The organism is Eubacterium sp. AM05-23, assembly GCF_003477535.1.
Taxonomy (GTDB): Bacteria; Bacillota; Clostridia; order Eubacteriales; family Eubacteriaceae; genus Eubacterium; species Eubacterium maltosivorans.
The window spans coordinates 20,520-32,765 of sequence record NZ_QUDF01000020.1 but is presented as its reverse complement, the minus strand read 5'-3'; the positions used below and the strand labels follow the sequence as shown (position 1 = coordinate 32,765).

The following is a 12,246-nucleotide window of genomic DNA, read 5'->3' as shown; positions in this document are numbered from 1 at the left end:
TCAAGTATGGTAAATTAAAAAACAAATACGATAAAAGGGGGTTGACTATTGAGTATCGGAGAACGGTTGAAAGAAGCGCGCAAAGCGAAAGGATTTTCTCAGGATAAACTGGCTGAAGCAATAGGAACCTCACGTACGGTCATTACAGATATCGAGCGCGACAAAACAGAGCACCCGCGTGTCTCTTATGTCGATACCATCTGTAAAACACTGGAAATCAGCAAAGAGTGGCTGCTCCGGGATGAGGGTCCAATGGCCTATCCGCTTCCTGAATGGAACGCCAATGAGATTTTAACACAGATTCATGAAATTCTGGTTGATCTCCGCCCTGAAGAACAAATCTATGTGCTGGACATGATAAAGACCTATGAAAAGCACCGGATTGCCCTTAATAAAGAAACTTAAATGCTGACCTCTCCCCAAAAGGGGAGTTTTTTATTTTCTAACAGCTGAATAAAGCAAATGCGGCATATCCATTTCGTAGTAGTGCTTGACGATTTCGCCTTTCAATGTCATCCCATTACGTTTTGCAACAGCCTGTGAGGCGATGTTTGTATCACGGATAATGGAGTAGACCTCCTTAGCGCCTAAAATCTCAAAGGCGTACTGCTTACAAGCTTTGGCCGCCTCAATTGCGTATCCTTTATGCCAGAAAGCCTTCTTAAACAAATAGCCCACCTCTAAAACTTTCTCTTCCCCCACATTTTGCCAGGTCAGGCCGCACTGTCCGATCATTTCTCCTGTTTCTTTAAGAAGCACTGCCCATAAGCCAAAGCCGTCTTCGCTGTAGCGTCTTTTCTGATTCTCCAGCCACTGTCTTACTTCCTCATCCTCAAAAGCATGCTCATAAGCTGTCATAACAACAGGATCCTGAAGCATCTCGCAGAGATCTTTAAAATCATAATCGCTCATTTCTCTAAGGGATAATCTTTTTGTTTTTAAAATCATATTTATTCTATCTCCTCATTCAATAAAACCATATGGATGTGGTCCTCCCATACACCGTTAATCTTTAAATATTTAGTGGATAAGCCCTCATTCTTAAAATCAAGCTTTTCGGCCACCCGCAAAGACGCCTTGTTTTTGGGCATAATATTGGCTTCAATTCGATGAAGCCCTAGCGGTCCAAAGGCCGTTTCAATTCCCTTCTTCAGCGCTTCTGTCATGAGCCCTCTGCCCTGCCTCTTTTCATCCAGCCGGTAACCCAGAAAACACGAGCAAAATGGCCCCATAACGATATTATTAAAAGAAATGTTACCGATAATCCTCCTTTCATTTTCTGGCATCAGCCAATATCTTAAGCCATGCCCCTGTAAAAAATCTCTTTCATCCTGCTTCAAAGCTTTTTGCTGATAAGCCTCTGTATAAAACGCTGAATCATGCGCTGCATCCCAGGCTTTCAAAAAATCGGCGTTTCGTATAAAATAATCGGTCACCAGTTCCGAGAGTGCTGTCTCTGACCGCCTGAGCACTAATCTGTTAGTAAAAAGCATTTTTTCAATCATACCTATCCTCCAATCCCATAAAAGAGGTCTTTAATATTACCACCTTTTTCAAAAAAAGAAAAGCTTTTTTATACTCCACCCCCAGTTAAATCTTCTTCGCTATGGTATAATCATTAAAAGACTTCAAGAAGGAACTAAAATGCCAAACGCGAATAGAATGTATCCCAGAAACGGCGGTACCAATAGTATTTATCTCAAAAACGCCATAACAGACCCTGCAATTGAAGTAGGTGATTTTACTGTTTATAATGATTTTGTCAATGATCCCCGTGATTTTGAAAAGAATAATATCCTTTATCACTATCCCATTAACCATGACCGCTTAATTATCGGGAAATACGGGTCGATCGCCTGTGGTGCCAGGTTTATTATGAACGGAGCCAACCACGCAATGAGCTCACTGTCTACCTTTGTTTTTCCTCTCTTTGCTGATGATTGGAGCACTCAGCTTCAAATGCAGGATAGCTGGGAAAACAAAGGAGACACAGTTATCGGAAGTGACGTATGGATTGGCTATGAGGCTGTCATTCTTCCAGGTGTCCAGATCCGCCACGGCGCCATTGTGGCTTCCGGAGCCTTGGTTTCGAAAGATATAGAGCCCTTCACTATTGTTGGCGGTATTGCAGCTAAACCGATAAAAAAACGTTTTGATGAAAAGACCATTGATAAACTGCTTGAAATAAGTTGGTGGGATTGGCCTGCCGAAAAAGTTCAGAAACACCTGGAAGATATTACATCTGGAAATATTGATGCCCTTATGAAGAATGCTTAAATTACAGCTCTTGACTTGACAATAAAAAAACACAGTGGTATTATTTTTACATACCAACCGAATGTATTTAAAGAAGGAAGTACCTATGGCAAGAAACAAACATCCCGAGGTAACAATTAACCGTATTCTGGATACCTCATGGGAATTATTTATGGAAAAGGGCTATGAAGCCACCACAATTCAAGACATTGTCAATGCGCTCGGCGACCTGAGCAAGGGCGCGATCTACCACCATTTCAAAAGCAAAGAAGAAATTCTCGACGCCGTCACCGACAGGTTTTATAAAGAACAAGGGCTTTTGGATGTGCTGACTCAGAATCCGAAAAATAAAACCGGGTTAGAACGCCTGCAGCAGTGTATGATCATATCACTGGAAAGCCCCTTTAACCACGCTGTTTATCATATGGTCCCCGACTTGTTAAAAAACGCGCGGATGCTGGTCATGCAGATTAAAACATCGATGGAGGATACTGCGCCTTCCATTCAGGTCCTGATTGAACAGGGAGTAGCAGATGGGTCAATCCATACCAAATATCCTAAAGAACTAGCAGAGACCCTGATTTTACTGTCGAATCTCTGGATTACGCCTGCTCTGTTTACCAAAACGCGGGAAGAATTTTATGAAAAAATCAAATTTCTTGACGCCCTTCTTTCTTCCCAGGGATTGAACCTTATTAATGAGGCTGTTAAAAAAGCCATCGACGTATTTGCAGACGCTGTTTATTCAGAAAAATAAATTTAAACATCACCGCATACCCAGTGCCCGGTTAATGCATTGGATATGCGGCATTGATACCGCTCCTCAAGAGGAGCCATTTTTTAATCCCATTTACATACCATCGGTCGGTATTAAAATTATTTTGGAGGTCATTACCTTGAATACTAAATCAAAACTTTTTAACCGGGATTTTACCTTGGTTGTTATCGGACAGATTATTTCACTGTTCGGAAACGCAATTTTGCGCTTTGCCCTGCCGCTTTATCTGCTTAACCTTACAGGCTCATCGGCTGTTTTCGGCTCGATCATGGCCATATCAATGATCCCGATGGCCCTGCTGTCCCCCATCGGCGGTATTATCGCAGACCGTGTAAACCGCCGGAATATTATGGTCGTTTTAGATTTTATCACCTCAGGAATTGTCATTATCTTTGGCCTTGTTTTTATTCCTGATCAAGCGGTGGTTTTGATTGGCGTTATGATGGTACTGCTCTCCATTATTCAGTCGTTTTACAGCCCCTCCGTCCAGTCCAGCATTCCTCTGCTTTCTTCCTCAGAAAACCTTATGAAATCCAATGCTGTTGTCAATCAGGTGCAGTCTCTCTCTTCGCTTCTGGGCCCTGTCTTTGGCGGTATGCTCTATGGTTTTTTTGGTCTGACACCTATTATTTTTATCGGTGGCATCAGCTTCTTCCTCTCTGCGGTTATGGAAGTTTTTATTCATATGCCCTATAAGAAGCGTCCGGCCGAAAGCTCTGTTTTGTCGATTGTCAAAGGCGATATGCGAGATAGTCTAAACTTTATTCTGTATCGACAGCCTGTTATTTTTAAAGCTCTGCTTGTCGTCTGTGCTTTTAACCTTTTTATCACCTCCATGTTCATAATCGGGATGCCCACAGTCATCACCATTAATCTTGGCCTCTCCAGCCAGCTTTACGGTATCGCTCAAGGAATCATGATGGCCGGAGCGCTGCTCGGCGGTATTCTTGTCAGTCTTCTCTCGGATAAACTCACCCAGGACAAGGCCCACCTCATTCTAGCCGGTTCTGCGCTTTGTGTTCTCCCGATGGGTCTGGTACTTCTGCTCGGATTGCCGTCGATGGTCAGCTACGTGGTCATCACCTTTTTTGGAATGTCACTCATGGCTCTGGCCTCCATTTTTACGGTGATGATGATGTCTTATGTGCAGATCATTACACCGGAAAACTTAATTGGAAAGGTAATGTCTTTTATCATGGCAATTTCAGTCTGTTCACAACCAATCGGGCAGGCTCTCTACGGTTTTCTGTTTAAAATATTCGGCACCGCTCCCTGGACTGTTATTTTTGGTACCGGTCTTATTGCCATTGCCATCACGCTGGCTTCGCGTAAAATTTTTCAAAGTATTGAACTGATTCCGGCAGATTAAAAAAGAGATGATGTGGCAAAACAGCACATCATCTCTTTTTTTCTTTATTATTAATCTAAACAAGCGCTCCTTTAAATACAATGACCGCTGCGCCGCCAACCCGAATGCGTGGTTTTCCTTCTTTTTCATCAAAAATTGTTTTAATAACCGAAGGCTTTCCCATAGCTTCTCCCTGAACAAAACGATTGATCTCATTGGGCTTTACAATGCCATATTGCCTGAGATACCAGGTCAGCGCGCCATTGGAGGTGCCTGTAGCAGATTCTTCATCAATTCCGCAGACGGGGGCAAAATTGCGGCACCGGGCAGTGATTTCGATATCCTTTTCCAGACAGAAAAGATGTATCCCCGTCACGCTATAGGCTGCGGATAACAGTGAAACTTCCTGAGCCTTTAAAACCGCTGCTTCCAATGCCTTTTGATTTTTGACTGGGAGCATAATATCACTGAGGCCAGTGTTTATAATCTGAGGGAGCATCGCTTCTGGCGCGTCGTATTTATCGAGTGACAGTGAGGTATAAAGGGCCTCACTCTCTTCCTGATCAAAAATTTTAATGATTCTCGGCACCGCCATTTCCATCCAGATATCTTTTTCAGACACTTTAACCTCAAGGTCGCCGGCCATTGTCTCTGCTCTGCAGCTTCCGGCTTTAATGACTCCCTCCTTATGCAAAACAGTAAAGGCCGCGATTGTTGCATGTCCACAAAGTTCTACCTCCTGCATCGGTGTAAAATACCTCAGCTTAAAAACTTCTTTTTCCAGTTTCTTTATAAAGGCTGTTTCAGAATAACGTAACTCTGCGGCCAACTGCCGCATATAGTCCGGCTCGGGAAAATCCTCTCCGCTTTCGAGAAGAACAACTCCTGCCTGATTACCACAAAAACGCTTTTCTGTGAATGAATCAACAATGTATATTTTCATTTTTAACTCCTTACCACCCGCCATAAAGCTTTATCAAAAGCTCCCGGAACGGCAACCACATTTCTGTAAATTCCTGCTTGATGGCCAGTACCATCATCTCACTGTCAATAACTTTGCCGCTGCCGCCGATATACCGCTCCGCAATCCGCGCGCCGCTGGTTATCTCTCCACAGGCAATATGTCCTCTTGCATACCCCCCCACTGCTATATGGGAAGCGATGGCACAGCCTCCGCTGGCAAACATCCCCACCGCCAATCCGCCGAGCGCAAAAATCCCCAGAGCCACACCGCCGATTGCGATTCCTCCTGCGGCCACACCGCCACAGGCGAGAGCCAGTCCCAGGGCTAATCCTCCAAGCGCCAGCAGACCAAAGCTCAGCGCGCCAAAAGAAAAAATCCCCACTGAAATCAAACCAATTGAAATAAGACCTGTCGCAATGTTACCAACAGCAATGATTCCCCTCGCCTTGAAGTTCGTCTTGAACCGTCTGTCATACCATCCAATATTTATATGAATCAAAGGAAGTCCTCCAATATGACTCTTGCTTTTGTATTCATAATGGCGGCTCCAGGGAACTTTCACTGTTTTTATCGTCGCCTCTTTCTCGAAAGCGCGCGGCACCTCACCTTTTATGAGTTCATCTAAAGAAACTTCAAAAATTTCACTTAAAAGAACGAGATTATTGATATCTGGATTGGCTAATCCTGATTCCCATTTAGAAACGGCCTGTCTGGAAACCCCCATACGCTCCGCGAGTGCCTCCTGAGAAAACCCTTTTTGCCTTCTAAGCTGAAGTAGCCTTTCTTGAAATGTCATTTTTCCACCTCCATTGTTTCTTTTAGAAAACGCATGGTTTATCAGACTACCAACCTTTCTTTACATTTTGTCAACCAATGGTTGCATTCTCTATTTTCGGCCTGTTTCTGGACATTTTATCATTTAATATGCCTGGAGACAATGGCTGTCTTCCAGATATAAAAAAGAACCTGTGCAGGCTATTTCACATACACAGGTTCCCAATATGGTCAAAGCAGTTCGCCATAACGACGTATAAATATTTTTTTCAACATTGTTACCAGAGCCATATACAACAGCACCGTGATAACGAGAAATGGAAAATACATTCCCGGAAGCGGTACCATATCGAGCGCCGCCCCGATGAAGGTAAAGGGCAAAATCGTACCGACTGCAATCCCCAGAGTGGTTAACCCTGTCAGCTGCCATGAAGCATGACTTCCGATAAAAGGCAGCTTTGGCGAACGGATCATATGAATGACCAGTGTTTGAGTCCAGAGTGACTCTATAAACCATCCTGCGTGGAACAGTGCAATAAATCCTATTTGAGCCGTTTGACCGAGGGTATGGAACGCACCGCCAAAAACCATAGGACAGAGGTAGAAAAACAGGAATAAATAGGTAGTAATATCAAATACTGAGCTCGCAGGCCCCATCCACAGCATAAACTTGACAATGGAGGAAGCGTCCCATTTTCTTGGCGTTTTCAAGTATTCTGGATCGACATTATCCCACGGGATGGCCGTGCAGGAAATATCATAAATCAGATTGAGCACCAAAAGCTGCATGGGCAACATGGGCAACATAGGCAGAAAAATACTGGCGGCCAAAACAGAAAACATATTGCCAAAATTAGAGCTTGCGGTCATTTTAATATATTTTATAATGTTGGCATAGGTCTTGCGGCCCTCTACCACACCTTCTTCCAGCACCATCAGATCTTTTTCCAGCAGAATGATATCCGCAGATTCCCTCGCAATATCCACAGCTGTATCAACCGAAATCCCTACGTCAGATGCCTTCATGGCGCCAGCGTCATTGATCCCGTCTCCCAGAAATCCTGTGGTGTGCCCGTTACTCTTTAAGGCCTTTACAATCCGCACTTTTTGCAGCGGAGAAAGTTTGGCAAAGATGTCTGTCTTCTCCACAGCTTTTTCCAGTGTGTTATCATCCATTTTTTCAATATCTGAGCCTAACAGTATCTTCTGGGCGGGCATACCTACCTGGCGGCAGATCGCTTTTGTCACCACTTCATTGTCACCTGTCAGCACCTTAACACCCACGCCATATTCTTTGAGAACCTTCAAAGCTGCTGCAGTGCTTTCTTTCGGCGGATCCAGAAAAGCCAGGTACCCGATAAGTACCATATCGGATTCATCCGCTACCGAGAACACGCCGACCGGCGCTGGATTTGTCTTCTGCGCCACACCCAAAACCCGCATACCGGAATCATTATAACGCCGTACCTGCTCTAAGATTTCTTTCTGAACCTCCTCGGTGATGGGCTCAACTTTTCCCTTATATTCTGCAAAGCTGCATACACTCAGCATTTCTTCAATGGCACCTTTTGTGATCATCTGAGTTTTACCGGTGCGGTCAGTTACCACTACACTCATACGGCGGCGGTTAAAATCAAAGGGGATTTCATCCACTTTCCGGTATTCTTCTTTTAAAACAGTGGCTGTTCCCATATTCACATGATTGATAACAGCCTGATCCATTAAATTTTTAAGGCCTGTCTGATGCCAGCTGTTCAGAAAAGCGTGGCGCATAACGCGGTCGTCCTCATTGCCGTGAATGTCCAGCGGGTATTCCAGAACCACCTTATCCTGCGTAAGAGTCCCGGTTTTATCCGTGCACAAGACATCCATAGCACCAAAATTCTGAATGGCGCTCAGATTTTTGACAATGACCTTTTTCTTTGACATGGCCACAGCGCTTTTCGCGAGATTCGCCGAGACGATCATCGGCAGCATTTCAGGAGTCAACCCAACAGCCACTGAAATTGCGAATAAAAAGGCTTCAGGCCAGTCGCCTTTTGTTAATCCATTGGCAAAAAATACCAAAGGTACCATAACCAGCATAAAACGGATCAAAACCCATGAAACAGAATTGACCCCTTTATCAAAGCTTGTATTCTGCTGCTTTGGGCTCAGCTGGCTGGCTATAGAACCAAAAATAGTATCATCGCCCACTGCCAGCACCAGCGCTTTGGCTGATCCGCTGACCACATTCGTTCCCATAAAAGCCAGATTGTTGCAGGACAACGGATCATCCTCCGCATTTTCTACCGGGCTTCCATACTTTTCAACCGCTTCACTTTCTCCGGTCAGTGAAGACTGGCTGATAAAAAGATCACGCGCGTTCAGGATTCTCACATCTGCTGGGACCATATCGCCAGCCGCCAGGTAGATAATATCCCCCACCACAATTTCATCCAGAGGAATCTCTGCTTTTCCAGCAGGGCTCCTGTCGACCGCAGCGGTTGTTTCGACCATCTCGCCAAGCCTCTCAGCGGCACGGTCAGATTTCTGTTCCTGAAAAAAGCGCAGTGATCCACTGATCAGTACCATGACTCCGACAATTATTACGAATACAGGATCCTTTTCTCCCGGCGGTGCCATCGCTACATCTGTAACAAACGAAACCAGTGCAAGCACGATCAAAATAATCGTAAAGGGATTGACAAAAGCGTCAAAAATCCGTTTCAGGACGGAATCATTCTGATGACGGCTTAATTTATTTTCGCCATAAGCTTCTCGCATTTCTGAAGCCTTTTCTTCATTGTAGCTGCCGGCGCCATAGACTTTAATTAAAGCCTTTTCTTCTGTAACAGCAGCTTCCAGCAGTCTGTCTTTTGCATTATTTGAAATCACTTTCATTGTCTTAACCTCCTGAATTTTATTTAATCCTTTCTGTTAAGACACAAGCCTCAGTAAAGGCTGTTACCGGAAGGGGAAAAACGGGCGTGCTTCGCCTGTCTGTATCCTTCTTCCTGTGGTTCCTCCACCCTTTTGGGGCTTATGCCTTTCTCTCGTCCAACGTCCATTTTTCTCACCTGCCTCTCTGTTTGCTGAAATAAAAAACCTCTGCCAAAGCTCAAGCAATGACAGAGGACAACATATCAAAAAAATCGTCTTTTATCAGTTCACCGTTCAAGCTTTAGCTTCACAGGGCGGTGAAATTACATTAGTCAATGCCTTGTATTCGACATAAACTGTTGACCAACTTGTAGTGTCTCCACTAGTTCGCGGCAGTAATCCATATCCCTGTGGTAGCCTCACCTACCGAAATATTTATTTCTTTGCTATTTTACTTCCTTTGTTTCAATTTGTCAAGCCACTTACTAATTTCTTAAGCTTATAACCAGAAATTCCCCTCCGATACATCTATTGGTTTATTTAAGCATGCTTTGTGTTGAATTGGGTATAATCAAACCATCTTATGAAGGAGGTTTCATTATGAAACAATATACCCCAAAATCAACCAAGGTACCAGATACGTACAAAAAGCCTGACGGCCAATCCTTAAAAAAGACACTATCGCCAGAAGCCTACGAGGTAACACAAAATAGTATGACTGAGTGCGCCTTTACCGGTGAATACTGGGATCAATTTGAGCCGGGGATCTATGTGGATATCACTACCGGTGAACCTCTTTTTTCCTCATCTGATAAATTTGATGCCGGATGCGGATGGCCTTCCTTTTCGAAACCCATTGATCCGTATACGATCCGGGAACACAAAGATACCAGCTACGGCATGGTCCGGACAGAGGTACGCAGCCGGAGCGGCGACGCACATCTCGGCCATGTCTTTGATGACGGACCTGCTGCCTTTGGCGGAGAACGCTACTGCATTAACAGTGCAGCTCTGAGGTTTATCCCAAAAGAGCAAATGGAAGCAGAAGGTTATGGCTGGCTTCTCCCTATTATACCATAATTTCAAACTATAATTCTTCTCCCAGTTGTTTTATCTTTTACTTAAAAGGGTATTTATAAAACAAGTTAAGGAGTTGATTAAATGTCTTCAGTTAATTTAGAAATTTTAAAAATAGATCCTTATTTAAAATCTTACACATCCGCGATCGAATGGCAGGTAAAGCGATTTAACATGAAAAAAAAGGCTCTTTTAAAAAATAAAAAGGGCCTTTCTGATTTTGCGGACGGTTACCTTTATTTTGGCTTTCACAAAAAGGCTGACGGATGGGTTTACCGTGAGTGGGCTCCGAACGCCCAGTCTGTTTTTCTCATTGGTGATTTTAACGGATGGGATAAAACCGCTACCCCCTTGAAGCCTTTGGGCAGCGGCAATTGGGAAGTTTTTCTCCCTGGCGAAAAATCCCTGACACACGGCTCACGTGTTAAGGTGCATATTAAGACTGAGGGACGGTCCTTTGACCGCGTACCGCTTTATTGTAAACGTGTGGTTCAGGATAAGAATACCTTTGCATTTGACGGACAGGTTTGGAATCCTGCGCAGCCCTACAGATGGCGTGAAAAAACCTTTCATCCCGACCAGTCCGTACCTCCGCTCATCTACGAAGCTCACATCGGCATCGCCGGAGAAGCCCCAGAGGTTTCAACCTTCAATGAATTCACACAGAATATACTGCCGCACATTGCCGGACTTGGCTACAATGCCATCCAGCTCATGGCGATTATGGAGCACCCTTACTATGCTTCCTTTGGCTACCAGGTTTCTAATTTCTTTGCGGTTTCCTCCCGTTTTGGTACTCCTGAGGATTTAAAGGCGCTCATCGACACAGCACACCGTCTGGGCATCGCAGTCATCCTCGATTTGGTACACTCTCATGCCTCCCGCAATGTTCTGGACGGTATCGGAGAATTTGACGGAACAGACTATCAGTTTTTTCACGCTGGTTTGGAGGGTGATCACCCCGCTTGGGGTTCTAAGGTTTTTAATTATGATAAGCCCGAGGTTCTCCACTTTCTTTTATCCAATATAAAATTCTGGCTGGACGAATACCATTTTGACGGCTTCCGTTTTGATGGTGTTACCTCTATGCTATACCATAACCATGGGCTTGGCATAAACTTTGATTCATACGATCAGTATTTTTCACCCAACACGGACATGGCAGGCCTCACCTATCTCCAGATGGCTTCCAGCCTTGCAAAAGAAATAAAGCCTGATTGTTTTCTAATTGCTGAGGATATGAGTGGCTTTCCTGGGATGGCGCTTCCAGTCTCTTTGGGCGGTCTTGGCTTTGATTACCGGCTGGGCATGGGTCTTCCCGATTTCTGGATCCACACTTTAAGAGATGTAAGCGATGAGGACTGGGACCTAAAAACTCTCTGGCATGAGCTTACACAGCGCCGGCCAGGCGAAAAAGTCATTGGTTATGCCGAATCCCATGATCAGGCGATTGTCGGCGATAAAACTATCATGTTCTGGCTGGCCGGTCAGGATATGTATAACGATATGAATGTCTTTAACCAAAACCCTGTCATTGAGCGCGCCATGGCTTTACATAAAATGATCCGGCTGATCACCTGTACCTGCGCCGGCGAAGGCTATATGAATTTTATGGGTAACGAGTTTGGTCATCCCGAATGGATCGATTTCCCCCGTGAGGATAACGGCTGGAGCTACCAGTACGCCCGCCGACAGTGGCATCTGGCAGAGGACACCAATCTTCGATACCGCTATCTTCAGGATTTCGACAGCGCCATGATCCATTTTGTAAGAGATACAAAGCTGCTTGAATATCCTTCAGAGCTTTTACTCATCGATACCTGGGCAAAACTGCTACTTTATTCAAAAGGCCCTTACCTCTTTGCCTTTAATTTTCATCCGACAAGAGACTTCAACGGATTTATCCCGCTTCCTGGCAACAGTGGTTATCAACCCGTTCTTAACACAGAGTCCCATCATTTTGGAGGATGGATAGACACAGAGCCTGCCCCAATTGCTTCAAAATCCGATTGCCCCGGTATGCTTACCACCCTGTATATTCCAAAGCGTTCAGCTGTGGTCTACTCCTCTGTGTGCTAAAAAGAGGGCACGGATATTGCAATAAGCGGTCCGTGCTTTCTTGTATTTTTGTTCCACAGATGTTATAGTTACAGAAGATGAGACGGCGTAACGACACACTGTCTTCTC

The 12,246-nt window shown here is 44.6% G+C and carries 10 protein-coding genes, 1 pseudogene and 1 riboswitch; of the genes and pseudogenes, 6 read left to right on the top strand and 5 right to left on the bottom strand.

From position 1 onward, the window contains the following. The first annotated feature begins 48 nt into the window (after window positions 1-48). Window positions 49-405, top strand: a complete 357-nt coding sequence (locus DW091_RS19135) for a helix-turn-helix transcriptional regulator (protein ID WP_058695268.1) — start codon at window positions 49-51, stop codon at window positions 403-405. A 30-nt stretch (window positions 406-435) separates the two neighbouring features. Here the strand turns inward: DW091_RS19135 and DW091_RS19130 are convergent, their stop codons facing one another. Together DW091_RS19130 and DW091_RS19125 are read right to left on the bottom strand one after the other, a co-directional pair. Next, on the bottom strand, window positions 436-948 hold the full coding sequence (locus DW091_RS19130) for a GNAT family N-acetyltransferase (RefSeq protein ID WP_058695269.1): 513 nt from the start codon (window positions 946-948) through the stop codon (window positions 436-438). A 2-nt stretch (window positions 949-950) separates the two neighbouring features. Further along, window positions 951-1,505: a GNAT family N-acetyltransferase gene (locus DW091_RS19125; RefSeq protein WP_187368487.1), complete on the bottom strand. Its 555-nt coding sequence runs from the start codon at window positions 1,503-1,505 to the stop codon at window positions 951-953. Between the two features lie 139 nt (window positions 1,506-1,644). Here DW091_RS19125 and DW091_RS19120 point away from each other — a divergent pair, with 139 nt between their 5' ends. From DW091_RS19120 to DW091_RS19110, 3 genes are all read left to right on the top strand, one after another. Continuing rightward, a complete protein-coding gene (locus DW091_RS19120) occupies window positions 1,645-2,277 on the top strand; it encodes a CatB-related O-acetyltransferase (RefSeq protein ID WP_118519010.1) in 633 nt (210 codons plus the stop codon). A gap of 85 nt (window positions 2,278-2,362) precedes the next feature. After that, window positions 2,363-3,013: a TetR/AcrR family transcriptional regulator gene (locus tag DW091_RS19115; RefSeq protein WP_118519009.1), complete on the top strand. Its 651-nt coding sequence runs from the start codon at window positions 2,363-2,365 to the stop codon at window positions 3,011-3,013. 139 nt (window positions 3,014-3,152) lie between these two features. Further along, entirely contained in the window at window positions 3,153-4,403 is a 1,251-nt protein-coding gene (locus tag DW091_RS19110) for an MFS transporter (protein ID WP_118519018.1), read from the top strand. 55 nt (window positions 4,404-4,458) lie between these two features. Here the strand turns inward: DW091_RS19110 and DW091_RS19105 are convergent, their stop codons facing one another. The 3 genes from DW091_RS19105 to mgtA all read right to left on the bottom strand — a co-directional run bounded on the left by DW091_RS19105 (window position 4,459) and on the right by mgtA (window position 9,003). Continuing rightward, window positions 4,459-5,325 (bottom strand): PhzF family phenazine biosynthesis protein, encoded by an 867-nt coding sequence (locus tag DW091_RS19105; protein ID WP_058695272.1) that lies wholly within the window; start codon window positions 5,323-5,325, stop codon window positions 4,459-4,461. Window positions 5,326-5,335: 10 nt separating this feature from the next. After that, window positions 5,336-6,142: a helix-turn-helix transcriptional regulator gene (locus DW091_RS19100; protein WP_074617733.1), complete on the bottom strand. Its 807-nt coding sequence runs from the start codon at window positions 6,140-6,142 to the stop codon at window positions 5,336-5,338. Between the two features lie 209 nt (window positions 6,143-6,351). Beyond that, window positions 6,352-9,003 (bottom strand): magnesium-translocating P-type ATPase, encoded by a 2,652-nt coding sequence (gene mgtA, locus DW091_RS19095; RefSeq protein ID WP_118519008.1) that lies wholly within the window; start codon window positions 9,001-9,003, stop codon window positions 6,352-6,354. Between the two features lie 258 nt (window positions 9,004-9,261). Beyond that, window positions 9,262-9,420, bottom strand: a riboswitch (M-box (ykoK) riboswitch). A gap of 213 nt (window positions 9,421-9,633) precedes the next feature. On the opposite strand from mgtA, the pseudogene msrB reads away from it, so the two are divergent. Beyond that, window positions 9,634-10,062, top strand: a pseudogene (gene msrB / locus DW091_RS19090) (peptide-methionine (R)-S-oxide reductase MsrB); the annotation flags it as partial. A gap of 171 nt (window positions 10,063-10,233) precedes the next feature. Then, a complete protein-coding gene (locus DW091_RS19085) occupies window positions 10,234-12,138 on the top strand; it encodes an alpha-amylase family glycosyl hydrolase (RefSeq protein WP_224168851.1) in 1,905 nt (634 codons plus the stop codon). Window positions 12,139-12,246 lie beyond the last annotated feature (108 nt).

What these genes read in the sequence shown, in the direction of transcription:
- DW091_RS19130 (WP_058695269.1), bottom strand. Translation starts at nt 948, where the DNA reads ATGATTTTAAAAACAAAAAGATTATCCCTTAGAGAAATGAGCGATTAT.
- DW091_RS19125 (WP_187368487.1), bottom strand. Translation starts at nt 1,505, where the DNA reads ATGATTGAAAAAATGCTTTTTACTAACAGATTAGTGCTCAGGCGGTCA.
- DW091_RS19120 (WP_118519010.1), top strand. Translation starts at nt 1,645, where the DNA reads ATGCCAAACGCGAATAGAATGTATCCCAGAAACGGCGGTACCAATAGT.
- DW091_RS19115 (WP_118519009.1), top strand. Translation starts at nt 2,363, where the DNA reads ATGGCAAGAAACAAACATCCCGAGGTAACAATTAACCGTATTCTGGAT.
- DW091_RS19105 (WP_058695272.1), bottom strand. Translation starts at nt 5,325, where the DNA reads ATGAAAATATACATTGTTGATTCATTCACAGAAAAGCGTTTTTGTGGT.
- DW091_RS19100 (WP_074617733.1), bottom strand. Translation starts at nt 6,142, where the DNA reads ATGACATTTCAAGAAAGGCTACTTCAGCTTAGAAGGCAAAAAGGGTTT.
- mgtA (WP_118519008.1), bottom strand. Translation starts at nt 9,003, where the DNA reads ATGAAAGTGATTTCAAATAATGCAAAAGACAGACTGCTGGAAGCTGCT.
- DW091_RS19085 (WP_224168851.1), top strand. Translation starts at nt 10,234, where the DNA reads ATGAAAAAAAAGGCTCTTTTAAAAAATAAAAAGGGCCTTTCTGATTTT.